We start from the raw sequence: 24198 nt of genomic DNA, 5'->3' as shown, positions 1-24198 counted from the left end.
CCAGTCACCGATGATGGTCAGGCCGAAGGCCGCGTAGCGAAGGCTGGTGCCTATCGGCAGGTTGTGGCCATCGCTGACACCGTAACCATTGGTAAAACCCGACAACACAGCACTGTGACAAGGCGTTATTACGGCAAATTGTCCGGTAGCCAGGGCACACAGCATTACGTGAGTGATGCCAGTCACCGATGATGGTCAGGCCGAAGGCCGCGTAGCGAAGGCTGGTGCCTATCGGCAGGTTGTGGCCATCGCTCGCTGTTGGCTACGAGTAGTTTCAATATGCCTATGGCAATTGTACGGGGCGCTTTCAAGTAAGGGTTCTCAGAGGCTTGGAGCAGACTTTTTCCTATGTCATTTATGCCGAGTCTGAATATTTCGTCGGCGGCAATAGCGATGCTGTCGTTTCCGTTTATGTAATCAATGACTCTATGTTTTTCTAGCGAAGCATCAGCTGAGGCCCATTTTTTAATACTTTTGAGGCTGCTGGTTAGCCGAGAGCTATTGGTAGATGTCATGTCGTCACCACGTGTTTATCTGAATTCCGGTTGAGCTGCCTGCGAGCGTACTTAACTGTCCATCATGTGAAAAAAACACTTGAGCGTGCAGGTGTGAGATCTTTCCACTACTCATCGCATTGCGCAGGTGTGCTGCTTTAGCGGCTATATCAGGGGTTACTGTTTTTAGGTCGTCGATATTCCAGCCGCCCTTTTTTCTCGCAATCAGTTTCTGTATTCGCTCGACATTCGCATTGCCGCCAGCCATTTGTGTCTTCAAAAAACCAGGCGTCTTGCTCTTCCCCAACGTCGTCTTCACCTCAATCACCAACAGCGTCCCAGCCTCGAACTTCAGTTCCTCCAGCGGCGCCGTCCCCTTCAGCCCATCAATGTGATGCCGCATTTCCTGTGTCGTCGGATTACGCACCGTCATCGAGGGCGGTGGTGGTACGTACACCAGCATGTCGATGCCCTGGTCGCTCTTGTTCTTCAAACCGAACTGGCTGGGCCGGGAAGGGTGGGTGCTCAGGCCGAGGATGTTCTCCGGCTTGACCTTCCAGTGGCTGACCAGGGCAGCCGCCAGGGCTTCTTCGCCGGCATCGGCGACGACCCGGGTCAGGCTGCCGCCCATGCGCACCGGCCCGATGCTGTGCTGGATCATGGCCACCAGCCGGTCGCGCAGGGTGGTGGCCATGTAGGCGTAGTCGGCCTTGCCGCCGACCACATCGAGCGCGACCAGGCTGGCATTGCGCTCCACCGAGTGCAGTTCATGCGCTGTGACCGGCAGCTCACCCTCGCGGCTGCGTCGCTGGATGCGGGTTTCCAGTACGGTGACTTCGCCGGCGCTGCGGTTGCCAAGGCGCCGGACTTCCTCTTGCGACAGCGCGGCGTTGTCGAGGCGTACGGTGGTCATGCTGCCGGGCTGCAACTTGTGCATCAGCCAACGGGCGCCGCCGATGGCGGCCGGCAGCAGCAGGGCCAGGTTGATGGCCATGAATACCTGCTTGCCACGTGCCTCGGCAGTGTCGGGGTTGGCCAGGCGCGCCAGGTCGGTGAAGAACTGCTCGCCGATACTCAGGCCTTCGCCAGTGATCATGCGGCTGCTGCCGTCGACCATGGCATCGGCGGCCAGCGCGGCTTCCAGGGCGACGAAGGCATAGCGGCCGAGGGTTGCGGCGCCTTTGATACCACGGACCACTGGCACCATCGCCAGCACCCCGAAGGCGAATTCGCCCGCGCCAATGACACCTTGCCAGAAGCGAGCACGGGCCTTGGCTTCGGCGTAGTGCCGGGCCAGCTGTCCACAGGCCTGTTCGATCGGGTACAGACCAGTGGGCGTATGCCAGGTGTAGGGCGGGCTGATGCGCTGGGTGCCGTGTTCGTCGACGTACTCTTCCCGTTGCGCTTCGGCCCACTGCACATGGGTGAAGGTGGCGAAATAGATCTTGTGGTCGGTGAAGAAGAAGTTGCTGTGCAGGGTGAAGCCATAACCGTGCTGGCTGCGCTCGCCCATGTGGTCGAGTACGGGCGGGGGGAGTTCGTCGAGGCGGATCTCGTCGTCGATGCACACCAGCTGCAGCTTTTCGCTGGCGGCAAAGGCATGAAACTCAGCCAGCCAGGCATTGCCCAGCGTGTCGCTGGCATGCTCCAGGACCTGCTGGAGGAAGGTATCGCGGTGGTTGCGTTCCTGGTCGCGAATCCAGGGGTTGTTGCGAAACCAGGCAGGGCCGACGCCGTTCTGGGAGGGGATGCCTAGCAACTGGTCGCAACCGTCGCCGCCGTCGAGGGAGAACAGCGCGCCGGGCAGGGAGCAGGGCACGCAAATGTCGACGGGGATGGGCAGTGCGCCATTGCGGGTATTTTCGAGCAGCGCCTGCAAGCCGGCCATGATCAATTGGCCGAGTTTGTTTGTAGAACGGCTTCATAAAGGCCGTCTGGCATTGCAGCCGGGTCGTGCTTACATACGGCGGCTAAGAACTGCACCAACAGCTCATCAGGTTCGAAACGCATGCCAGGCGGGCAGGTCAGCCTTGCATAGGGCGTTTGCATCAACGGGTGTTCGATGGGCGAGGGGTTGGTTAGCCCCAACGACCGACGCAGGTTGAGGATGGCCAGGATTTCGGCAGGGTAGACGGCCTCGAAGGGGGAGCCGAATTCGAAATTGCCGGAGTCGAGTTCGCGGGATGTCAGCGCGATGCGTTCGACATGGGTGTCGCAGGCGGCCACCAGGATCGGCGCCAGTTTATCGGGATCAGGTTCGCGCCAATGAGCGACCAATTGACCCCAGGCAGGGTCGCGAGGCAGGGCGTGCTTGTCGAGGTCGAGCGGTTTGCCGAGCCAGTCACCGATGATGGTCAGGCCGAAGGCGGCGTAGCGTAGGGTGGTACCTATCGGCAGGTTGTTTCCATCCTCGACGCCATACCCACCCTCCAAAGCGGAGAGTACGGTTTGATGAAAGGGGGCTACGAGTCGGAGTTGCCCTGTTGCAATTGTACATAGTATTACAAGAGTTAAACCATCTTGAATCGCCCCTGGTTTCGTAGACACCTCCAAGCCTCATAATGAGGCCCAAATAGGAGGTGCCATGAGTCGTCAGCGTTACCCCGAAGAATTCAAGATCGAAGCGGTCAAGCAAGTGACCGAGAAAGGCAAACCTGTCGCCGATGTCGCCCAGCGCCTGGGCATGTCCGTGCACAGTCTTTACGCCTGGATCAAGGTCTACAGCAAGCCCCAAGAGCAGCGTCAGCAAGACGACGATCAGCAGGCCGAACTGCGCAAGCTACGCGCTGAACTCAAGCGCGTGACGGAAGAGCGAGACATCTTAAAAAAGGCCGCCGCGTACTTTGCCAAGGAGTGCGGCTGAAGTACGCCTTCATCAAGAAGCACTCGACTGATTACCCGGTGCGGCGCCTTTGCCAAACCCTCAAGGTGCACCCCAGCGGCTATTACGCCTGGCTGGCCGAGCCTCAATCTGCCCGAGCAAAAGAAGATCAACGTCTGCTTGGCTTGATCAAACACGCTTGGCTGGAAAGCGGAGGTGTATACGGCTACCGCAAAATTCACGATGACCTGCGTGAGCTGGGAGAGGAATGCGGCCGAAATCGAGTCAGGCGCTTGATGCAGGCGGAGGGGCTGCGTTCTCAAACGGGCTATCGGCGGCGTCCAGGGTTCTATGGTGGAAAACCAACAGTGGCCTCGCCCAACCACCTCGCGCGGCAGTTCAAGGTAAGTGAGCCGAACAAGGTCTGGGTGACAGATATCACTTACATCCGCACCTATGAAGGGTGGCTCTACCTCGCGGTAGTGCTGGATCTGTTCTCACGCCAAGTAATTGGTTGGTCAATGAAGCCAAGGATGTGCAGCGACCTGGCTATCGACGCGATGTTGATGGCTGTTTGGCGACGCAAGCCTCAGCAGCAAGTTATGATTCACTCAGATCAAGGCAGTCAGTTCAGTAGCTCGGATTGGAAAAGCTTTTTGAAGGCCAACAATGTAATCAGCAGCATGAGCCGGCGGGGAAACTGCCACGACAATGCCGTAGCCGAGAGCTTTTTCCAGCTTTTGAAGCGAGAGCGAATCCGACGAAAGATCTACACAACCCGTGAAGAAGCCCGAAGTGATATTTTCGATTACATCGAGATGTTCTATAACCCTAAACGCCGACACAGCAGTGCTATGCAGCTGTCTCCAGTAGAGTATGAGAAACGCTATTTCCTGAGCTTGGAGAGTGTCTAGAAAACCAGGGGCGATTCATCTAGATCCTCAATGGCCATCTGTCGAGATTTTTCAAGATTCCTGATCAGTATTAGATCGGCGACGAGTCTCTTGGCGATTCCGGAAATGAAATCCAATGATGCGCAGTTGTAAGTGTGCTTGGTCGCATATTGTAACCCGTTGCCAATGCTGTTCATCCCAAACCGGTGTAGTTCGCCGCAAGCAAGGTCAAGTGAACCGCCATTTTCGATGTAGGAGGTTAGGGTTTCGCTCCTTACGATCAAATCGTCAGAAGCCCATAGCTGGATTTGGTTAAGGCTGACTGGTAGCCTGTTTTTCGGTTTTTTGCTCATTTCTAATTCCACAGGTTTATTTGTATTCCCGCGCTATTGCCCGTAAGAGCGCTTGGAACGCCGTTAGGGTCAAAAAATACTTGAGCGTGCAGGTAGGCTGTTTTCCCTGAACTTGTGCTTTCTTTGATGGCTTGTAGTTTTTGTGAAAAATTTGGATCTGCTGTTGATAAGATTTTTTCATTCCATCCTTGTCTCTTGTTTTCAATTAATCTTCGTATGCGTGCAAGGCTGCTTTCGCCTCCTGATTTTTGGGTGTTGATGAAACCAGGCGTCTTGCTTTTCCCTAAAGTCGTCTTCACTTCGATCACCAACAACGTACCCGCCTCGAACTTCAGCTCTTCCACGGGTGCCGTCCCCTTCAGCCCATCAATGTGGTGCCGCATTTGCTGCGTCGTCGGATTACGCACCGTCATCGAGGGCGGTGGCGGCACGTACACCAGCATGTCAATTCCCTGGTCGCTCTTGTTCTTCAAACCGAACTGGCTGGGCCGGGAAGGGTGGGTGCTCAGGCCGAGGATGTTCTCCGGCTTGACCTTCCAGTGGCTGACCAGGGCAGCCGCCAGGGCTTCTTCGCCGGCATCGGCGACGACCCGGGTCAGGCTGCCGCCCATGCGCACCGGCCCGATGCTGTGCTGGATCATGGCCACCAGCCGGTCGCGCAGGGTGGTGGCCATGTAGGCGTAGTCGGCCTTGCCGCCGACCACATCGAGCGCGACCAGGCTGGCATTGCGCTCCACCGAGTGCAGTTCATGTGCTGTGACCGGCAGCTCACCCTCGCGGGGACGTCGCTGGATGCGGGTTTCCAGTACGGTGACTTCGCCGGCGCTACGGTTGCCAAGGCGCCGGACTTCCTCTTGCGACAGCGCGGCGTTGTCGAGGCGTACGGTGGTCATGCTGCCGGGCTGCAACTTGTGCATCAGCCAACGGGCGCCGCCGATGGCGGCCGGCAGCAGCAGGGCCAGGTTGATGGCCATGAATACCTGCTTGCCACGTGCCTCGGCAGTGTCGGGGTTGGCCAGGCGCGCCAGGTCGGTGAAGAACTGCTCGCCGATACTCAGGCCTTCGCCAGTGATCATGCGGCTGCTGCCGTCGACCATGGCATCGGCGGCCAGCGCGGCTTCCAGGGCGACGAAGGCATAGCGGCCGAGGGTTGCGGCGCCTTTGATACCACGGACCACTGGCACCATCGCCAGCACCCCGAAGGCGAATTCGCCCGCGCCAATGACGCCTTGCCAGAAGCGAGCGCGGGCCTTGGCTTCGGCGTAGTGCCGGGCCAGCTGTTCACAGGCCTGTTCGATCGGGTACAGACCAGTGGGCGTATGCCAGGTGTAGGGCGGGCTGATGCGCTGGGTGCCGTGTTCGTCGACGTACTCTTCCCGTTGCGCTTCGGCCCACTGCACATGGGTGAAGGTGGCGAAATAGATCTTGTGGTCGGTGAAGAAGAAGTTGCTGTGCAGGGTGAAGCCATAACCGTGCTGGCTACGCTCGCCCATGTGGTCGAGTACGGGCGGGGGGAGTTCGCCAAGGCGGATCTCGTCGTCGATGCACACCAGCTGCAGCTTTTCGCTGGCGGCAAAGGCATGAAACTCAGCCAGCCAGGCATTGCCCAGCGTGTCGCCGGCATGCTCCAGGACCTGCTGGAGGAAGGTATCGCGGTGGTTGCGTTCCTGGTCGCGAATCCAGGGGTTGTTGCGAAACCAGGCAGGGCCGACGCCGTTCTGGGAGGGGATGCCTAGCAACTGGTCGCAACCGTCGCCGCCGTCGAGGGAGAACAGCGCGCCGGGCAGGGAGCAGGGCACGCAAATGTCGACGGGGATGGGCAGTGCGCCATTGCGGGTATTTTCGAGCAGCGCCTGCAAGCCGGCCATGATCAATTGGCCGAGTTTGTTTGTAGAACGGCTTCATAAAGGCCGTCTGGCATTGCAGCCGGGTCGTGTTTACATACGGCGGCTAAGAACTGCAACAACAGCTCATCAGGTTCGAAACGCATGCCAGGCGGGCAGGTCAGCCTTGCATAGGGCGTTTGCATCAACGGGTGTTCGATGGGCGAGGGGTTGGTTAGCCCCAACGACCGACGCAGGTTGAGGATGGCCAGGATTTCGGCAGGGTAGACGGCCTCGAAGGGGGAGCCGAATTCGAAATTGCCGGAGTCGAGTTCGCGGGATGTCAGCGCGATGCGTTCGACATGGGTGTCGCAGGCGGCCACCAGGATCGGCGCCAGTTTATCGGGATCAGGTTCGCGCCAATGAGCGACCAATTGACCCCAGGCAGGGTCGCGAGGCAGGGCGTGCTTGTCGAGGTCAAGCGGTTTGCCGAGCCAGTCGCCGATAATGGTCAGGCCGAAAGCGGCGTAGCGAAAGGTGGTACCGATTGGCAAATTGTGGCCATCGCTGACACCGTAGCCATTATGAATACCTGTGAAAATAGCTTGGTGAAAGGGCTCAACCAGTTCAAACCGGCCAGTAGCCAGTGCACACAACATTAGGTGAGTGGTCCCATCTAAATTGCTTATGCTACTTTCTTTAGTGTGCGCAAGTTTTTGTATTAAGATTGCTTCAGCGATTAACATCTGTGTAATGCCAGAGACGAAATCCAATGACGCTGGCCCGTATGGGTGCTGTGTTGCAAGCTGTAAACCTTTTCCAATATTGTTCATGCCAGCTTTGAATATCTGATTGCAAGCGATGCCTATGGTTTCGCCAGTCACGATGTAAGACGTCAGCATGTCGCACCTCACGAGTAGGTCCTCTCTCGCCCATTCGTGTATTTTTTTCAAGCTGACTTTGAGTCGATCTTTTGCCTGTCTATTCATGTTGGTTCCAGAGATTAATTTGTATTCCGCTTCGGTCACCGACAATGCTATTAGGGTGACCTTTCGAGTCAAAGAATACTTGTGCATGAAGAAATGAGACTTTTCGCGAATCCAAGCTGTCCTCTACTGCTTGGTACTTTGTAATAAAGGCGGGGTCAGTTTTTGTAAGGGCTTCTCCCCAACCTTGTCTTTTCCTACGAATCAAGTCCTGTATGCGCTGAAGGTTGGCTTTGCCTCCTGCTTTCTGGGTGTTGATAAAAGCAGGCGTCTTGCTTTTCCCTAAAGTCGTCTTCACTTCGATCACCAACAACGTACCCGCCTCGAACTTCAGCTCTTCCACGGGTGCCGTCCCCTTCAGCCCATCAATGTGGTGCCGCATTTGCTGCGTCGTCGGATTACGCACCGTCATCGAGGGCGGTGGCGGCACGTACACCAGCATGTCAATTCCCTGGTCGCTCTTGTTCTTCAAACCGAACTGGCTGGGCCGGGAAGGGTGGGTGCTCAGGCCGAGGATGTTCTCCGGCTTGACCTTCCAGTGGCTGACCAGGGCAGCCGCCAGGGCTTCTTCGCCGGCATCGGCGACGACCCGGGTCAGGCTGCCGCCCATGCGCACCGGCCCGATGCTGTGCTGGATCATGGCCACCAGCCGGTCGCGCAGGGTGGTGGCCATGTAGGCGTAGTCGGCCTTGCCGCCGACCACATCGAGCGCGACCAGGCTGGCATTGCGCTCCACCGAGTGCAGTTCATGCGCTGTGACCGGCAGCTCACCCTCGCGGCTGCGTCGCTGGATGCGGGTTTCCAGTACGGTGACTTCGCCGGCGCTGCGGTTGCCAAGGCGCCGGACTTCCTCTTGCGACAGCGCGGCGTTGTCGAGGCGTACGGTGGTCATGCTGCCGGGCTGCAACTTGTGCATCAGCCAACGGGCGCCGCCGATGGCGGCCGGCAGCAGCAGGGCCAGGTTGATGGCCATGAATACCTGCTTGCCACGTGCCTCGGCAGTGTCGGGGTTGGCCAGGCGCGCCAGGTCGGTGAAGAACTGCTCGCCGATACTCAGGCCTTCGCCAGTGATCATGCGGCTGCTGCCGTCGACCATGGCATCGGCGGCCAGCGCGGCTTCCAGGGCGACGAAGGCATAGCGGCCGAGGGTTGCGGCGCCTTTGATACCACGGACCACTGGCACCATCGCCAGCACCCCGAAGGCGAATTCGCCCGCGCCAATGACACCTTGCCAGAAGCGAGCACGGGCCTTGGCTTCGGCGTAGTGGCGGACCAGCTGTCCACAGGCCTGTTCGATCGGGTACAGACCAGTGGGCGTATGCCAGGTGTAGGGCGGGCTGATACGCTGGGTGCCGTGCTCGTCGACGTACTCTTCCCGTTGCGCCTCGGCCCACTGCACATGGGTGAAGGTGGCGAAATAGATCTTGTGGTCGGTGAAGAAGAAATTGCTGTGCAGGGCAAAGCCATAACCGTGCTGGCTGCGCTCGCCCATGTGGTCGAGTACGGGCGGGGGGAGTTCGTTGAGGCGGATCTCGTCGTCGATGCACACCAGCTGCAGCTTTTCGCTGGCGGCAAAGGCATAGAACTCAGCCAGCCAGGCATTACCCAGCGTGTCGCCGGCATGCTCCAGCACCTGCTGGAGGAAGGTATCGCGGTGGTTGCGCGCTTGGTCGCGGATCCACGGGTTGTTGCGAAACCAGGCAGGGCCGACGCCGTTCTGGGAGGGGATGCCTAGCAACTGGTCGCAACCGTCGTCGCCGTCGAGGGAGAACAGCGCGCCGGGCAGGGAGCAGGGTACGCAAATGTCGGGTGGAACAGGCAGCGCCCCGCTGAGTGCGGCTTGCCCCAGCGTTTGTAAAGCAGATGCTTCAACCATGCGGACTCGGCTCCTTGAGTGCTTGTTGGTGGGCTGCCAGTTGATCTGCCAACACCCTGCAGCGCTCTCGGGGAGAGTCGGTGGCTTCAAGCAACTTCACCCAAGGGGTGAACAATGGGTTGAGGTAAAAGTGTCGACCGAACGCGATCGCCAGGAGCACATGCACCAGCACTTGGCTGCGGGGCAACGGGGGCAGCTTGTACAGGTCATCCGACGGCTGAGGTAGCCGTTTTCCGTAATAGCGGTAGGCGAGGATCTCGTTCCCGTTCAGCTCTTTGTGGTTGATGGCGGGCAGCGCATAGCGGCGGCTGGCATCCGACTCATAGCAGCAATAGCAAGACTGCTGCGCGTCAGCTGGTATGCCGCGCAGGGTCATCAGTTGCTCCAGTGATCGCCACTGCCGGTCGTGGTCGCAATCGTCATCGGGCAGGCGCAAAATCTGCCGTGTGACGTCATGCATAAGGGTAAGTTGCCCCTCCCACTGCATACGGTGGGCTACTGCCCGCACGGTCAGCATGTCGAGTCGCTCATCCTGGGTAAGGCCGGGAACCTGGTGGATTGACCACACCGATACGCTTGCGGGGTCGTTCCACCAGCCCAGACCCAGCAAGAAGTGGCTCAGCACCAGCAAGCTGTATTCCTTGCCGCAGGTGTAGCCCCTGTTGCTGACCAGAGCCCCCGCATTGGCTACCAGCAGGGGAACATCCTCGGGACGGGTATGAAAACGCGCAAGCGAACCGTCCAACGTCCCCAGCAGGAATCGGGACAGTCGACGGTTGGTGGACCGTAGCGAGGCAGCTTGCAGCGCACCCAGATTCAGACTCGGCAGGCTCATGCAGGGACCTCGTGGCGCAATGGCAGCCAGGCCAGGCAGCCTTCCCGTTCGATGCTGCTTTCTGTTTGCTCGAACAGCGGCTGTGCGCCAAGTGCAAGCCCGGTTCGTGAATCGTGGAAGTAGAGCCTGCGTATGCGTCCGTGATCGAACAGCCGGGCCAGGGTGTCTGGCTGCTGCGTCAGTGAGCCGACGTAGAAGCTTAACGACCGAGGATCACCAAGCCTCATGAAGTAACGACGTCGTCCTTCCTGGATTTTGCCAAAGCGGCGCAGGTGCCGCGCGAGGGCTTCGAGGGGCAGTGTGGTCTCGGCGACAGTACAGGCGAAGGCCCCGTCCAGGCCGCCAAGCCAGGCATCCAGTTCGCTGCCTGCTGTCAGCTGGAACAGTAATGGCGCATGCTTCTCCAGCCCGGTGTGATGGTCCAGGTGCCACAGGCATTGGTGTCGGGTGGAATGAAACTCGAGCCTGCCCAGCAGGCCCGGATTGGCCGACGCTTCGGCAAGCACGAACAGGCTTGCACTGACGACACCCGTGTACAGGCTGCCTTCGCTTAATTGCTGGTGCAGGCTCATGCGTCGTCCCTCCCGGCAAAGGGGCATTCTTCGATTAGCGGTGAGCCTTCTCGAATAGCGGCCTCGATGGCTTCGACCTGGGCCTGCACAGGTGTCTGGTAGGTGACATTGCCTTTGAAGCGGATGTTGGGGGCTTCGATGGTTATGCCGTCGGCATCGAAGATGATCTTGCCGCTCGGGCCACGGATGTGAATACGTTCCGTGCCCTGAAGCATGTAGGACCGTGTCAGCAGACGCTGAGCGGTACGGGCTTCAATGGCGCGCGTACCTTCGATGACGAGCGACTGATTGCCGCCGATACTCAGGCTGTGGTCGGCGGCAATGGTGATGCGGCTTGTGTTGCCAATGGAGTGGATATCGTTGCGGTCGATGCTGGTGAATCGGTCCTGGTGAACATGATCGCGGCGATCACGTCCCGTATCGATAGTCTCGTCACGCGCAATGCTGGTGTTTTGGTCGCGGCCTGTCGCAGTGGCGCGATCATTGCCGACGTTCAGGGTCTGGTCATGTTTGACCTTGGTATTCATGTTCCTTTCGGCATGCACGTACACTTCCTGCCGACCCAGTTCATCTTCGAAACGCAGTTCGTTGAAGCCATTACCCTTGTGGGTCTGACTCTTGATGGTCATGCGCGTCTTGTGTTCCGGCAGCTCGTAGGGCGGCAGTTGATCGCCGCAGTAGGTGCGCCCGGTGATCATCGGCTGGTCGGGGTCGGCGTTGACGTACTGGATGATCACATCCTGGCCTATGCGTGGAATAGCCATCGAGCCCCAGCTGCCGCCTGCCCAACCCTGCGATACGCGCACCCAGCAGGAGCTGAACTCGTTGTTTCTGCTCTCGCGATCCCAGGGGAAGCTGACCTTGACCCGTCCCCATTCGTCACAATAGATCTCCTCGCCGGGTGGACCGACGACGGTGGCCATGTGCGGGCCGTCAATGCGCGGTTTGTCCAGCGGCGCAGGTCGCCATTCGATCCGGCCGGGCACCAGCACGGCTTCCTGCGAGTAGCGCGTTCCTTGCTCGGTCCCGGCAGCTTCTTCTTGCAGGCTGGTGAATTGGCTGCCCTCGTGATGCACGCGCATCACGCGCCAGTGTGCGTTGAGGTCTTTGCGCGGGTGTTCGATGAGGTTGAAGCTCAGGCCTGGTTGCAGCCGCACATCGTCGCCCTCTACCTTGGCAATACGGGCGTCATGGCGCAGGGCCGTGAGGCGGGTGGCGGTGAAGGGCACGCCGACCACATCGCGCTTGTAGCGGCCGGGGTAGTCGAAGCGCTCATAGTCCTGGGACTGATGGGTGATGCCACTGTCATCTGCGCGGTGTTCCTGCCGGTACTGCGGGTTGGTGAAGGTGTAGTCCCGCTGTACCTGGCGAGCAGTGCGTACCTGCTCGCTGTAACGCAGGCGGCGCAGGCAAGGCCTCGCCTGATCACCACCGCTGTTGGCGCGGTACAGCACCTGGTCGGGGCCGACGTCGTCCTCTTCAGGAAGCCCTTCATCGTCGTCTTCGGTCTTGATCGCGCCTCGGCTGATCTGCCCCAGCGCCAGCAGCCGGTCGGTGATGACCAGCAGGTGGTGTTTCGGTGTGTGCTCGAAGCGATAGACAAAACCCTCTTCACCCGCCAGGCGGGCGATGAAGTCGAGGTCCGTTTCACCGGCCTGTACGCAGAACTCGCGCACCTGGTGCTCGCCAAAAATGTGCAACTCGAAATGAAGGATGCACTGGCGCTTGAGCATGATTTCGAGAATCTGCGGCACGGTTTTCTGCTGGAAGATTCGCCAGTTCGAACGCAGCCCGCCGCGGGCCAGGAGGGGCTCGACCAGGGCATGGTAACGGGTGCGATAAAAGCCCGTTTCACCTTGGCTGAAGCTGCTTGTCACGCCGTGTACGTAGCGCAGTGGGCGTTCATGCTGCCAGATCGTGAACAGTACCGGCTTGTCGAGCAATTGACCGAAGTCCACTTCATCTTCGTGACTGATCAGCTCCAGCTTCAACTGGAATGGTGCGCTGATGGCTTCGTCGAGTTCGAATGAAAGCACCTCGAATTGAATGTCGCCAGCCAAGGGTTGAAAGCTGAAGCGCAGATCAGATTGTCGGTACATGGCGGGTTTTTCCTTGTGAAGAATTGCTCCGGTATCAGCTGTGGTCTTGGTGCAAAGAGGGCCTGGGGTAAGGTTGATGGTTATGGCGGAGTTGCAGGGTAGGCGGGCTGCGGCGGGATTTAAATAAACAGGGTGTCGTTGTTTTTGGATATAAGTAAGAACTTTCTGAAACTTGTAACTTAGTGTTTTTCTTAGTTGTTGGTTTGGCCATTTGGTTGAGAACAAGTTGTGCTCTGCTTCTGCAGGAGCGGCCTTATGTCCGGTGGGCCGGTGCCGAGTGTCTGGCGGGCGTCTGGGCTTTGTTGAAATCAAGCGACAGCCGTGATTGACCTCAAGGGCCTCTTCGCGGGTGAACCCGCTCCCACAGGTTCAGCGCCAACTCAAAGCCCGCGCCGTCCCTGTGGGAGCGGGCGCGCCCGCGAAGCAGACGACGCGGTGGATGGCACCGGCTTTGCCGGTGTTCGCGGGCATGCCCGCTCCCACAAAGCTCGCGCAAGCTTTCAAACCTTGGGCAAGGCGGTGCTCCTGCGTGTCCCTTTACGTAAACGTCACCATATGCCACCTTCTACCTCAGCCTGATGACGGCCAGGGATTTCTCCCGCACACTGCGGAAAATTCCCAAGCCCGTTCCCCGCCATCTTGCGGGGCACAGCCGGAGTAGAAAATGGCGCGACAACTAATAACAAACGCCCACGACCCGCTGCACGAATCCCGCCAGGCCCGCCTCAAGCTGGCCAGTGAAGGCGAGCTGCCGCTGGGCATGCTGCGCGACGAGATCGACGCCTCCTGGCGCCGCAGCCTGGGCCATGGCCTGGACTGCCTGCAGGGCGAACAAGTCGGCCTGGGCCTGGAACAGGGCCACGACCTGCGCATGCTGCTGGAGCGCAACCGGCTCTTGGTCGACGCCGTTACCCCGGAACTGGACTACCTGGTCGCGCGCCAGGGCAAGGCCGGCATCGTCATCCTCGGCGATGCCCAGGCCAACGTGCTGGCCATCGAAGGGCAGAAGCACGTGCTGCAACGCGAAGGCCTGCGCGACCTGCACCCAGGCAGTTGCTGGAGCGAGTCATTGCGTGGCACCAACGCGATCGGCACGGCAGTGGTGGAAGGCCGGCCGACGCTGATCAACTGCGGCGAACATTACCTCGACCGCCTCAGCCCGTTCTCCTGCACTTCGGTACCTCTACGCGACCCGCGCGGCGAGGTGATCGGCGTGCTCGACATCACCCGTGAAGGGGTGATGGCGCAACCACAGGACAGCCTGTCGACGCTGATGCTGGCGGCCGGCAACATCGAAAGCCGCATGTTCGGCCTGTGCCACCCGGAGCAATTGGTGCTGGCCTTCCATAGCCGCCCGCAATACCTCAACAGCGCCTGGCATGGCCTGCTGGCGCTGAGCCTGGACGGTGAAGTGCTGGCTGCCAACGACGGTGCCTGCCAGCTGTTGCAGGTGCCGCGCCATGAGCTGTTGGGCCGGCGCAGCAGCGACCTGCTGGGTGAACGGTCACCGGCCTTCATCGCCCGCCTGTGGCAGGGCGGGGTGAGCAGTGTGCAGACGGCCAAGGGCGAGTTCTACTTCCGCGCCCTGCAGCTGCCGCGCCATGGCCGGGTCAACGGCAGCACGCCGGTGAGCAAGCCGGCGCCGGGCAAGCAGTCACCCGCCCTCGACGCCCTGGCCGGTGGCGACCCGCGCCTGGCGCGCAACCTGCGCATGGCCCGCCAGGGGCTGGGCAATGGCCTGCCGGTGCTGTTGCTGGGCGAGACCGGTACCGGCAAGGAAGTCGTCGCCCGGGCCCTGCACCAGGCCAGCCCGCGTGCCGACAAACCGTTCGTGGCCGTCAACTGCGCGGCCATCCCCGAAGGGCTGATCGAGTCCGAACTGTTCGGCTACCGTGAAGGTGCGTTCACCGGCTCGCGCCGGGGCGGCATGGTCGGCCGGCTGATGCAGGCCCACGGCGGCACGCTGTTCCTCGACGAAATCGGCGACATGCCGCTAGCGCTGCAGGCGCGCTTGTTGCGGGTACTGCAGGAACGGCGCGTGGCACCGCTGGGGGCGGGCGACGAGCAGGAGATCGACGTGGCATTGATCTGTGCCACGCACCGTGACCTCAAGCGCCTGGTGCAGGAGCAGCACTTCCGTGAAGACCTTTACTACCGGGTCAACGGCGTGTCGCTGCGCCTGCCGGCATTGCGCGAGCGTGATGACCTGGCGGCGATCATCCAGGGGCTGCTGGACAAGTCCGATGCCCGGGGCGTGACCTTGGACCCGGCCCTGACCGCGTTGCTCGAAGGCTTCGACTGGCCGGGCAACATCCGCCAGCTGGAAATGGTCGTGCGCACCGCGCTGGCCATGCGCGAGGACGGCGAGCAGGTGCTGACCCTGGACCACCTCACCGACTGCCTGCTGGACGAACTGGCCAGCGGCACCGCGCCTTCCGGCAGCCTCAAGGACAACGAGCTGGAGCTGATCCGTGGCGCCTTGGCGCGCCATCAGGGCAACGTGTCCGCGGCAGCCGAGGCGCTGGGTATCAGCCGGGCCACGCTGTACCGCAAGCTCAAACAGTTGCGCGGCTGACGTGGGCGGCCTGTTCGCCCGGCTGGTGGAGTCCAGCGACCCTGTACTCATGCGCCAGGCGTTGGCCTGGCTGTATGGTTTCGTGCGCCCCCATCGACGCGCCATCGGCCTGTTGCTCGGTTTGTCGCTGGGCGCCTCATTGCTGGCGCTGGCGCAACCCTGGCTGGTCAAGACGCTGATCGACGAGGGGCTGCTGGCCAAGGACTACCAGACCCTCTGGCACATGGCCGCGACCATGATCGCCGCGGGCCTGCTGGGTACCGTGCTGGCCGGGGTCAACCGCTACCTGCACACGCGCTTGTCGGGGCGCATCCTGTTTGCCCTGCGCGACGACCTTTACCGCCACCTGCAGCAGCTGTCGCCGACGTTCTACGGGCGGCGGCGCATCGGCGACATCCTTTCGCGGCTGGATGGCGATGTGGCGGAAATCCAGCGCTTTGCCGTGGACTCGCTGTTTTCGGCGGTGTCGGCGATGATCGGCCTGGTGGGCGCGGTGGTGTTGATGCTGATGCTGTCGTGGCAACTGTCACTGCTGCTGGCGCTGCTGGTGCCGATAGAAGTGCTGTGGCTGCGCTGGATGCGGCGCAAGGTGGAGCGGGAAGTACGCAACCTGCGCGAACGCTCGGCAGATGTGTCGTCATTCCTGGTCGAAACCCTGCCGGCGATGAAGTTCATCCAGGCCGCCGGCCAGCAAGGCCGCGAGGCGGGGCGCCTGGACCAGCTGGGCCAGGGCTACATGCGCCAGCTGCTCAAGGTGCAGGTGACCGAATTCTTCACCCAGGCCATCCCCGGCACGCTGACCTCCTGGTGCCGCGCTTGCGCGTTCCTGGTCGGCGGTTGGTGGGTAATCCAGGGCACTTGGCAACTAGGTGCGCTGATCGCCTTTTCCACCTACATGGGCATGGCAGTAGGGCCGGTGCAGAGCCTGCTGGGCTTGTACGTGGCGGTGCAGCGAATGGCGGTGAGCCTGGGGCGGGTGATGGAACTGAAGCAGGAGGCCGTGGCCGTGCGCCCGGCAGCCAACCCGCAGCCGGTGCCCGACGGCCCGGGCGAATTGCGTCTCGAGGGGGTGAGTTTTGCCCATGAAGGGCGCCAGGGCGCGGTGCTGAACGACGTGCAGGTGTGCGTGCCGGGTGGCCTGAAGGTGGCCATCAGCGGTGCCTCGGGAGTGGGCAAGTCGACCCTGATCGATCTGCTGCAGCGCTTCTACGACCCGGACGCTGGGCGCATCCTGCTGGACGGCATCGACCTGCGCGAACTGGACCTGGCTGCGCTGCGCCGGCGCATTGCGGTGGTCAGCCAGGATATCGTGCTGTTCCGCGGCACCCTGGCACAGAACCTGGCCTACGGCGTGCCCGAGGCCAGCCGTGAGGAGCTGGAACGGGTGGTGCGCCTGGCGCGGCTGGACAGCCTGGTCGACAGCCTGCCGCTGGGCCTGGACGGCCTGCTGGGTGAGCGTGGCCAGCAGTTGTCCGGTGGGCAGAAACAACGCATTGCCATCGCCCGCGCGGTGCTGCAGGCGCCGGCGATCCTGGTGCTGGACGAGGCCACCTCGGCGGTGGACGAAGCCACCGAGCGCGAAGTGATCGCGGCCATCGACCAGCTGTTCGCCGGCCGCACGCGCATCCTGATCAGCCATCGCGCTTCGACCCTGGCCGATGCCGACCTGCACCTGCAGTTGCACGCTGGCCAGTTGCAGGTGCTGCCCGAGGAGGTGATCAGGCATGGGCACTGACGTGCGTGTTGGCGTGATCGACAGTGGTTGCACGCCGGAGCAGGCCAGCGCCTTGCTGGGCGCGCGCCGTTTCTGGCTGGAGGACGGCCAATTGCGCGAAGGTGACATGCTGCCCGACCAGCTTGGGCACGGTAGCGCGGTGCTCGCCGGCTTGCAGCGGGAGGCCGGGCCGGTGCCCGTGCTGCTGGCCCAGGTTTTCGGCGCCCAGGCCAGCACCAGTGCCTTGCAGGTGGCGGCCGCGCTGCTGTGGCTGGTGGAGGCGGGGGTCACGCTGGTCAACCTCAGCCTTGGCCTGCAGCAGGACCGGCCTGTGCTGCACCAGGCCTGTGCCGAGGCTTTGGCTGCGGGTGTGCTGTTGTGCGCCTCCAGCCCGGCCCAGGGCGGGCCAGTGTATCCGGCCAGCTACCCCGGGGTGATACGGGTCACAGGCGACGCCCGCTGTGCGCCTGGCCAGTGGTCCTGGCTGGGTACCCGGCAGGCGGACTTTGGTGGTTATGTGGGGGCGGGCGGCAGGGCGGGCGCGAGCCTGGGCTGTGCGGCCCTGAGTGGCAGGATCGCTGCGTTGCTGCGTGACGAGCCGGGCATGGGCCAGCAGCAGGTTCATGACTGGTTGCGCCACCACGCGGCGTTTACCGGCCCCGAGCGACGAGGTGTCGGCCATGGCTGAACCGCGCATTGTGGTGTTGGGGGCAGGCCCTGCGGGTGCGGCCACGGCCATTGGCCTGCGGCGGCTGGGTTATGCGGTGACGGTGGTGTCCGAGTGGCGCCGGTTCGCGGCGGTCGAAGGGGTTTCGCAGCGGGTGCTGGACGGGCTGCGCCATGCCGGCCTTGGCGGGGCGTTGCGCCAGGCGGCGATGCCGGCGACTCGGCAAGTGCACTGGAACGGCCAGCAACTGCACCTGAACCAAGAGTTTCTGCTGGATCGGCAAAGGTTTGACCGGGCGCTGCGCGACGACCTTCAGTGCGCGGGTGTGAGCGTGGTCGAGGGACGGGTGCGTGAGGTGGTTCGCGAAGTCGGTCATGGTATTCGCCTGGACGACGGGCAGATACTGCAGGCCGATTTCCTGGTCGAAGCCCGAGGCCGCCAAGCCCCGTTGGCCGCCGACCGCCTGCGCGGGCCGGAGACGGTCAGCTTGCTGAATGCCTGGCAGGCCGCCCCCGGGGGGCCCGCGTCGGCGGTGGAGAGCCTGGCGGATGGCTGGGCGTGGATGGCGCGCCTGGAAGACGGCCGCTGCTACTGGCAAGTCACCTTGGACGCGGCCGGGCTGCCGGGCAAGGCCGGCTTGGCGGATTACTGTGCGGCGCGGCGAGCCGGCAGCGTGCTGGTGGCCGAGCTGTTCGATGCCAGGGCCTTGGCGCCGGCAGAGGTGCATGCGCGCAGCAGCACCGCGATTCTGGCCGGTGAGTGCGTCGGGCAGGACTGGATACGCGTGGGCGATGCTGCGATGGCCGTTGACCCACTATCGGGTAACGGGATCTTCCAGTCGTTGTCTTCGGCGCTGCAGGCACCGGTGGTGATCAATACCTTGCTGCGCAGGCCCGAGCGGGCCGGGTTGGCGCGGCAGTTTCACCAGCAGCGGATCGAACAGCTGTTTTTGCGTTTTGCCCGGATCGGGCGGGATTTTTATGGGCAAGAACAGGGGCGGGTGGGGCAGCCGTTCTGGGCGCGGCGGCAGGGTTGGCCGGACATGCAGGCATTGCACGTGGCGGCGGACTGGAGCGCGGTGAAGGTCGAGCGGCGACCGGTGTTGCGTGACGGGCTGGTGGATGAGGCCGAGGTGGTGGTGACGGCGGATCAGCCGTTGGGGGTGTGGCATTTGCAGGGGGTGGAGCTGGCGCCGGTGGTGCGGGCGCTGCGTAGCGGCCGACCTCTCGAGGCAGTGTTGTCAGGCCTGCCAGGGGAGCAGCAGATGATGGTGCGGCGGTGGTTGTTGGAGCAGGGCTTGGTTTGAGATTGCCGGGGCCGCTTTGCGGCCTTTCGCGACACAAGGCCGCTCCCACAGGTCTGCACAAACCTTGATGGGAGCGCTGTACCTGTGGGAGCAGCCTTGTGTCGCGATGGGCTGCGCAGCAGCCCCAGGATTTCGAATCAGAAGAAAGTCCCGACGATCAGCTGCATATAGGTGCCGGTATCCCGCCCACCCAGCTGCGTCCCGCCATTGGCTGCGCTGCGTTCCGGTTTGTAGAACCCTACCAGCGGGCTGATCAGCAGGTGGTCGTTGACCATCCATTCCACATACAGGTCCAGCTCCCGCCCGCCCAGGTTGCCCTGGTCGGTGTCCAGCGTATCGAAGTCGAAGTACAGCGCGCCGACGGTCAGGTTGTCCCGTGGCTTGCCCTTCAGTGCCACGTGGTGCACCTGGCTGTTGCTGTTGAACGGCCCGGCATAGTTGGCTGCCACTTCACCCTGGAACCAGGTGCCATAGCCACGGCTCAGGCCATAGAACAGCGGGTCGAAGTCTTCGGAAAAGCGGCTGTAGCGGTAGGTAGCGGTGGGTGACCAGGGCAGTTCGGAGAAGGTCCAGTTGCCTTCCAGGTACCAGGCGTTCTCCCGCCCGCCGGTTTTGTCCTGGGTCACGTACTCGGCGGCCAGCTCCAGGTCTTTCACCCCCAGGTTGCCACGCCCGCGCAGGCTGGCGGTGTCCATGCCGTCGCGATGTTCCAGGCCCATGATCTGCGCGTAGCGGTGGTCCACGTCGAGGCCGCGGATCCAGCTCAGGCCGACGGTGCCGGCGTCGGCGACGTGCTCCAGGTTGGCCACCGCCAGTGAGGTGTCGGCCTGGTAGTGGTTGTCGGACTTCAGCCACATCAGGTCGCTGCGCCAGCCTTGCTTGCCGCCAAGGCGCAGCACGGCGGTGCGGTCGAAGGCCTTGCGTGCGGCCAGGTAGTAGGCGCCGCCGCGGTCGAAGTTGGCGCCCAGGTCGACCTTGCCCAGGTTCACCGGGTCGCCCTGGATCAGGAAGCCGTCGCCCAGGGTCACCACCTGGCGGCCGCCGGAAATGTCCACGCCGTCTTCGCCCAGCGCCGGGAACAGGTTGGCCGAGCGCCAGCCCAGGTACAGGTCTTCGATGGCGGTGCGGCGCTCGTCACCCAGGGTCAGGCCGGCGGCATCGCCGTCGCCCCAGGTGGCGGAACTGAGCAGGTTGAAGGCGCCGTAGAGCGCACCGCTGTCGGCCAGGGCCTGGCTGCCGCTGAGGCCATACTTGACGTAGCCTTCCTGCCAGGCGGTACTGCCGGGCTTGCGGTTGCCGGCCAGGTTGAAGCTTTCGTCGCTGTGGAAGGCGCCGAACAGGGCTTCGAGGTCGGCGTTGAGGGTGGTGCCGTCGTGGTTGTACAGCTCGTAGGCCTGGGTGATGGGGGCGGCGAACAGCAGGGCCAATGTGCAGGCGAGTTTGTGCCTCATGGTGTGCTCCATGTTTTTGTTGTTGTTCTCGGGTTGCCTGTGCCGGCCTCTTCGCGGGTGAACCCGCTCCCACAAGGACCCCACAGTGTTCAGGCCTGTGATGATCCTGTAGGAGCGGGTTTACCCGCGAAAGGGCCGGTACAGGAAAATGATCAGAGCTTGATCAACACCGATTTCAGCTCGGTGTAGTGCTCAATGGCAGCCGCCCCCATCTCACGGCCGACGCCGGACATCTTGTAGCCGCCAAACGGCAAGGCAGGGTCGAGGGCGCTGTGGCAGTTGACCCACACCGACCCCGACTTGATGCGCGGGATCATCCGGTGCACGGCGGCCAGGTCGTTGGACCAGATGCTCGCACCCAGGCCATAGGGGTTGTCGTTGGCCATGCCGACCACTTCGTCGATGTCATCGAATGGCATCGCCACCAGCACCGGCCCGAAGATCTCTTCCTGTACCAGGCGGTGGCGCTGGTCGACATCGACGATCACCGTCGGCTTGACGAAGTAGCCAGGCCCGAAGCCTTCGCCACCACAGGCGATGGTCGCGCCCAGCTCGCGGCCAAGCTCGATGTAGCCGGTGACGCGGTCCTGCTGCTTGGCCGAGATCAGCGGGCCCATCTGCACCGCAGGGTCCAGGCCGCTGCCCAGCTTCATGCCGTTGGCGATGCCGGCGATGTCGGCCACCACGTTGTCGAAGTGCTTGCGGTGCACGTACAGGCGGGACCCGGCGCAGCACACCTGGCCCTGGTTGAAGAAGATCGCCGTGGCGGCGCCGGCGGCGGCTTCCTGCAGGTTGGCGTCGGGCATGACGATGGTCGGCGACTTGCCGCCGAGTTCCAAGGTGACGCGGGTCATGTTGTCCATGGCCGCCTTGCCGATCAGCTTGCCAACCTCGGTGGAGCCGGTGAAGGTCAGCTTGTCCACGCCGGGGTGGCGGCTGAGTGCGGCGCCGGCGTTCAGGCCGGTGCCGGTGACCACGTTGAACACGCCCGCCGGGTAGCCGGCTTCGTCCACCAGTTCAGCCAGCCTGAGCACGCTCAGCGGTGTTTCGTCTGCGGGCTTGAGCACGACGGTGCAACCGGTAGCCAGGGCCGGGCCGAGCTTCCAGCAGGCCAGCAGCAACGGGAAGTTCCAGGCGACGATGGCGCCGACCACGCCCACTGCCTCGCGCCGCACGAAACCATGGAACTGGTCGTTGGGCATCAACGGCATCGAGGCTTCGACGGTGCTACCCTCGATCTTGGTGGCCCAGCCGGCCATGTAGCGCAGGAAGTCGATGGCCAGTTGCACGTCCATTACCTGGGCAACGGCGGCACTCTTGCCGTTGTTCAGGCATTCCAGTTCGGCCAGCTGTCGGGCATCGCGCTCCATCAGGTCGGCCAGGCGCCACAGCAGGTTCTGCCGTTCGCGCGGGCGCAGACGGCTCCACGGCGAATCATCGAAGGCCTGGCGAGCGGCGCGCACCGCGCGGTCGACATCTTCGGCCTCGGCGGCGGGCACTTCACCCAGTACCTCGCCAGTGGCCGGGTTGCGGAACGACAGGGTGCGACCGCTGGCGGCGTCCTGCCAGTCGGCGCCGATGCGCATCTTCAGCTTGCGTTCGAGAAAGGCGCGGGTGGCGGGCAGGATGGGCAGTTCGGAAAGCATGGGACGGTGCCTCTTGTCATTGGATGTGACGGGTAGAGGCGCAATGGGCGTGCCAAGGTCGGTAGATGGCCGCAAGCCGTTGAACGGGTTGGGTTTTGTCCTGCTGCAAGGTTGAGCTTGCAGGGTTGCGCTGTTGCACATTGAGACGGTGTGAGACGTTGGTGAAACAGTGGGTTCAAGGGCCTCTTCGCGGGTAAACCCGCTCCCACAGATATAGTCTTGCCTGTGAGCTGGCACCGTCCTTGTGGGAGCGGGTTTACCCGCGAATGACCTGCATGGCAGGCGCTGTCTCAGGATGAAACACCCTGTCGCGAAATGGCACGCTGCAATTGGCCATACCTGCTGCTGCCCAAAGCCCGAAAACCGGCTAAAAGGTTGAAAGAAAACGCTTTTACAGCACCTGGCACAGTTCCTGTATCGCAACCGTCACATGCACACCTGCTGTACCAAAGCGTGCGAAAACGATAAGAACAACAACCGTGGAGGTCTGACCTTGAAGACGACTCGACTCCGGCGGCATGCGGGCAAACTGGCGCTGGTCGCCGCCGCGCTGCTGAGCACCCAGGCCATGGCGGCCGAGCAGGGCCCGAGCCTGTTGCAGAACAAGTGCATGGGGTGCCATATCCCCGAAGGCAACGACACCTACAGCCGTATCAGCCACCAGCGCAAGACGCCGGAAGGCTGGCTGATGAGCATCGCCCGCATGCAGGTGATGCACGGCCTGCAGATCAGCGACGACGATCGCCGCACCTTGGTCAAGTACCTGGCCGACAAGCAGGGCCTGGCGCCTAGCGAGACCGATGGCGTGCGTTATGCCATGGAACGCCGGCTGAACACCGTCGAGCAGTTCGACACCCAGCTCAGCGAAACCTGTGGCCGTTGCCACTCCGGTGCCCGCGTCGCCTTGCAGCGGCGCCCGGCCAAGGAATGGGAGCACCTGGTCAACTTCCATCTTGGCCAGTGGCCGTCCCTCGAATACCAGGCCCAGGCGCGTGACCGCGACTGGCTGCCGATCGCCCTGCAACAAGTGGTGCCGGACCTGGCCAAGCGTTACCCGCTGGAAAGCGCGGCGTGGGCCGAATGGCAGAAGGCCAGGCCCAAGGCCGATGCGCTGCCGGGTCAGTGGGCATTCAGCGGCCACATGCTGGCCAAGGGCGATGTGCGCGGGGTGATGAGCGTCACGCCTGACCAGGGCGACACCTTCAAGGTCGAGGTCAAGGGCGCTTATGCCGACGGCACACCGTTCAATGGCAGCGGTTCGGCGATCCTTTACAACGGCTATGAATGGCGTGGCAACGTCAAGGTCGGCGACGCCAACCTGCGCCAGGTGTTCGCCGCGCTGGATGGCGAAATGAAGGGCCGCATGTTCGAGGCCGAGCACGACGAGCGTGGCCTGGACTTCACCGCGGTGAAGGAGGGCAAGGCGCGCCTGCTGGCGGTACAGCCGGCATTCATCAAGGCCGGTGGCGAAAGCGAGATCACCCTGGTCGGCAGCGGCCTGGCCGGCAAACCGGACCTGGGCGCTGGCGTGGAAGTGACCGAGGTGCTGGAGCAGACCCCGACCCTGGTACGGGTGAAGGCCCGCGCCGCGGCCGATGCCAAGCCTGGCCAGCGCGAAGTCGCCGTAGGGACGCTCAAGGGCGTCAACCTGGCGGTGTACGACAAGGTCGAGGAAGTGAAAGTGGTGCCGGCGTTCTCCATCGCCCGCATCGGCGAAAACGGCGCCTCGGTGCCCAAGGTGCAGGGCCGCTTCGAGGCCGAAGCCTGGGGCAAGGACGCCAATGGCCAGCCGCTGCGCATCGGCTACCTGCCGGCCAGCTGGAAGGTCGAGCCGTTCAACGAGCGTGCGGTCGAGGACGAAGACGTCAAGTTCGCCGGGAAAATGCAGGCCGATGGCGTGTTCGTGCCAGGCGGTGCTGGCCCCAACCCCGAGCGCAAGATGATGACCAACAACGCCGGCAACCTGAAGGTCGTCGCCACGCTGGCCGACGGTGGCCAGACTGGCGAAGGGCACATGATCGTCACCGTACAGCGCTGGAACAACCCGCCGCTGCCGTAACGGCAGGTGGCTTACGGTTTTCCAACGC

18 protein-coding genes are annotated in these 24198 nt (G+C 62.6%); 7 read left to right on the top strand and 11 right to left on the bottom strand.

Going from position 1 to position 24198, the window contains the following annotated elements:
• Positions 1-192: hypothetical protein (locus tag RIN61_RS26660; RefSeq protein WP_313855140.1), on the top strand; the 192-nt coding region annotated here is incomplete at its 5' end.
• A gap of 327 nt (positions 193-519) precedes the next feature.
• Here RIN61_RS26660 and RIN61_RS26655 read toward each other — a convergent pair.
• Together RIN61_RS26655 and RIN61_RS26650 are read right to left on the bottom strand one after the other, a co-directional pair.
• Positions 520-2382 carry a hypothetical protein gene (locus tag RIN61_RS26655; RefSeq protein WP_313855138.1) on the bottom strand — a complete coding sequence of 621 codons (1863 nt, stop codon included), beginning with the start codon at positions 2380-2382 and terminating at the stop codon, positions 520-522.
• Between the two features lie 2 nt (positions 2383-2384).
• The gene (locus RIN61_RS26650; RefSeq protein ID WP_313855136.1) at positions 2385-3041 is read right to left on the bottom strand and encodes a hypothetical protein; all 657 of its coding nucleotides are present in this window, start codon (positions 3039-3041) and stop codon (positions 2385-2387) included.
• 37 nt (positions 3042-3078) lie between these two features.
• Here RIN61_RS26650 and RIN61_RS26645 point away from each other — a divergent pair.
• A protein-coding gene (locus RIN61_RS26645) for an IS3 family transposase (RefSeq protein WP_087535084.1) occupies positions 3079-4229 on the top strand; the annotation gives its coding sequence in 2 pieces (ribosomal slippage) (positions 3079-3313 and positions 3313-4229; 1152 coding nt in all).
• Here the strand turns inward: RIN61_RS26645 and RIN61_RS26640 are convergent.
• The 7 genes from RIN61_RS26640 to RIN61_RS26610 all read right to left on the bottom strand — a co-directional run bounded on the left by RIN61_RS26640 (position 4226) and on the right by RIN61_RS26610 (position 12752).
• On the bottom strand, positions 4226-4561 hold the full coding sequence (locus RIN61_RS26640; RefSeq protein WP_313855134.1) for a hypothetical protein: 336 nt from the start codon (positions 4559-4561) through the stop codon (positions 4226-4228). The two genes, RIN61_RS26645 and RIN61_RS26640, sit on opposite strands and share 4 nt — an antisense overlap.
• A 2-nt stretch (positions 4562-4563) precedes the next feature.
• Positions 4564-6429 (bottom strand): hypothetical protein, encoded by a 1866-nt coding sequence (locus tag RIN61_RS26635; RefSeq protein ID WP_313855132.1) that lies wholly within the window; start codon positions 6427-6429, stop codon positions 4564-4566.
• Positions 6430-6431: 2 nt separating this feature from the next.
• Positions 6432-7286: a hypothetical protein gene (locus RIN61_RS26630; protein ID WP_313855130.1), complete on the bottom strand. Its 855-nt coding sequence runs from the start codon at positions 7284-7286 to the stop codon at positions 6432-6434.
• A gap of 79 nt (positions 7287-7365) precedes the next feature.
• Entirely contained in the window at positions 7366-9246 is a 1881-nt protein-coding gene (locus RIN61_RS26625; protein ID WP_313855128.1) for a hypothetical protein, read from the bottom strand.
• A complete protein-coding gene (locus RIN61_RS26620; protein ID WP_112252518.1) occupies positions 9239-10081 on the bottom strand; it encodes a hypothetical protein in 843 nt (280 codons plus the stop codon). Before RIN61_RS26620 ends, RIN61_RS26625 begins: the two co-directional genes overlap by 8 nt.
• The gene (locus tag RIN61_RS26615) at positions 10078-10653 is read right to left on the bottom strand and encodes a DUF4123 domain-containing protein (protein ID WP_112252517.1); all 576 of its coding nucleotides are present in this window, start codon (positions 10651-10653) and stop codon (positions 10078-10080) included. Before RIN61_RS26615 ends, RIN61_RS26620 begins: the two co-directional genes overlap by 4 nt.
• Entirely contained in the window at positions 10650-12752 is a 2103-nt protein-coding gene (locus RIN61_RS26610) for a type VI secretion system Vgr family protein (protein WP_313857706.1), read from the bottom strand. The genes RIN61_RS26615 and RIN61_RS26610 overlap by 4 nt, the downstream gene beginning before the upstream one ends.
• Positions 12753-13416: 664 nt before the next feature.
• Between RIN61_RS26610 and RIN61_RS26605 the strand changes: the two genes are divergently transcribed.
• Genes RIN61_RS26605 through qhpG form a run of 4 tightly spaced genes read left to right on the top strand, consistent with a single transcriptional unit; the run spans position 13417 to position 19014 of the window.
• Positions 13417-15327 carry a sigma-54-dependent Fis family transcriptional regulator gene (locus RIN61_RS26605; RefSeq protein ID WP_252379193.1) on the top strand — a complete coding sequence of 637 codons (1911 nt, stop codon included), beginning with the start codon at positions 13417-13419 and terminating at the stop codon, positions 15325-15327.
• 1 nt (position 15328) lies between these two features.
• Positions 15329-17062, top strand: coding sequence for an ABC transporter ATP-binding protein (locus RIN61_RS26600; RefSeq protein WP_215521339.1), 1734 nt, complete (start codon positions 15329-15331; stop codon positions 17060-17062).
• Complete coding sequence (gene qhpE / locus RIN61_RS26595; protein WP_061552597.1) at positions 17052-17729, top strand: subtilisin-like serine protease QhpE; 678 nt, start codon at positions 17052-17054, stop codon at positions 17727-17729. Before RIN61_RS26600 ends, qhpE begins: the two co-directional genes overlap by 11 nt.
• Positions 17722-19014, top strand: coding sequence for a flavin-dependent monooxygenase QhpG (qhpG, locus tag RIN61_RS26590; protein WP_112252512.1), 1293 nt, complete (start codon positions 17722-17724; stop codon positions 19012-19014). Before qhpE ends, qhpG begins: the two co-directional genes overlap by 8 nt.
• Positions 19015-19151: 137 nt before the next feature.
• On the opposite strand, the gene RIN61_RS26585 is transcribed toward qhpG, so the two are convergent.
• Complete coding sequence (locus tag RIN61_RS26585) at positions 19152-20465, bottom strand: alginate export family protein (protein ID WP_112252511.1); 1314 nt, start codon at positions 20463-20465, stop codon at positions 19152-19154.
• Between the two features lie 152 nt (positions 20466-20617).
• Positions 20618-22111 carry an aldehyde dehydrogenase family protein gene (locus RIN61_RS26580; protein ID WP_112252509.1) on the bottom strand — a complete coding sequence of 498 codons (1494 nt, stop codon included), beginning with the start codon at positions 22109-22111 and terminating at the stop codon, positions 20618-20620.
• Between the two features lie 493 nt (positions 22112-22604).
• Between RIN61_RS26580 and peaA the strand changes: the two genes are divergently transcribed.
• Entirely contained in the window at positions 22605-24170 is a 1566-nt protein-coding gene (peaA, locus tag RIN61_RS26575; RefSeq protein ID WP_313855122.1) for a quinohemoprotein amine dehydrogenase subunit alpha, read from the top strand.
• The last annotated feature ends 28 nt before the right edge of the window (positions 24171-24198 follow it).

The sequence above is a fragment of the Pseudomonas inefficax genome (assembly GCF_032164165.1).
Lineage (GTDB): Bacteria > Pseudomonadota > Gammaproteobacteria > Pseudomonadales > Pseudomonadaceae > Aquipseudomonas > Aquipseudomonas inefficax.
This window is presented reverse-complemented; position numbering and strand designations above follow the sequence as displayed.

Excerpts from the sequence above, each read along its gene's own strand:
- RIN61_RS26655 (WP_313855138.1), bottom strand. The coding sequence starts at position 2,382 with ATGGCCGGCTTGCAGGCGCTGCTCGAAAATACCCGCAATGGCGCACTG.
- RIN61_RS26640 (WP_313855134.1), bottom strand. The coding sequence starts at position 4,561 with ATGAGCAAAAAACCGAAAAACAGGCTACCAGTCAGCCTTAACCAAATC.
- RIN61_RS26635 (WP_313855132.1), bottom strand. The coding sequence starts at position 6,429 with ATGGCCGGCTTGCAGGCGCTGCTCGAAAATACCCGCAATGGCGCACTG.
- RIN61_RS26630 (WP_313855130.1), bottom strand. The coding sequence starts at position 7,286 with ATGCTGACGTCTTACATCGTGACTGGCGAAACCATAGGCATCGCTTGC.
- RIN61_RS26625 (WP_313855128.1), bottom strand. The coding sequence starts at position 9,246 with ATGGTTGAAGCATCTGCTTTACAAACGCTGGGGCAAGCCGCACTCAGC.
- RIN61_RS26620 (WP_112252518.1), bottom strand. The coding sequence starts at position 10,081 with ATGAGCCTGCCGAGTCTGAATCTGGGTGCGCTGCAAGCTGCCTCGCTA.
- RIN61_RS26615 (WP_112252517.1), bottom strand. The coding sequence starts at position 10,653 with ATGAGCCTGCACCAGCAATTAAGCGAAGGCAGCCTGTACACGGGTGTC.
- RIN61_RS26610 (WP_313857706.1), bottom strand. The coding sequence starts at position 12,752 with ATGTACCGACAATCTGATCTGCGCTTCAGCTTTCAACCCTTGGCTGGC.
- RIN61_RS26605 (WP_252379193.1), top strand. The coding sequence starts at position 13,417 with ATGGCGCGACAACTAATAACAAACGCCCACGACCCGCTGCACGAATCC.
- qhpE (WP_061552597.1), top strand. The coding sequence starts at position 17,052 with ATGGGCACTGACGTGCGTGTTGGCGTGATCGACAGTGGTTGCACGCCG.
- qhpG (WP_112252512.1), top strand. The coding sequence starts at position 17,722 with ATGGCTGAACCGCGCATTGTGGTGTTGGGGGCAGGCCCTGCGGGTGCG.
- RIN61_RS26585 (WP_112252511.1), bottom strand. The coding sequence starts at position 20,465 with ATGAGGCACAAACTCGCCTGCACATTGGCCCTGCTGTTCGCCGCCCCC.
- RIN61_RS26580 (WP_112252509.1), bottom strand. The coding sequence starts at position 22,111 with ATGCTTTCCGAACTGCCCATCCTGCCCGCCACCCGCGCCTTTCTCGAA.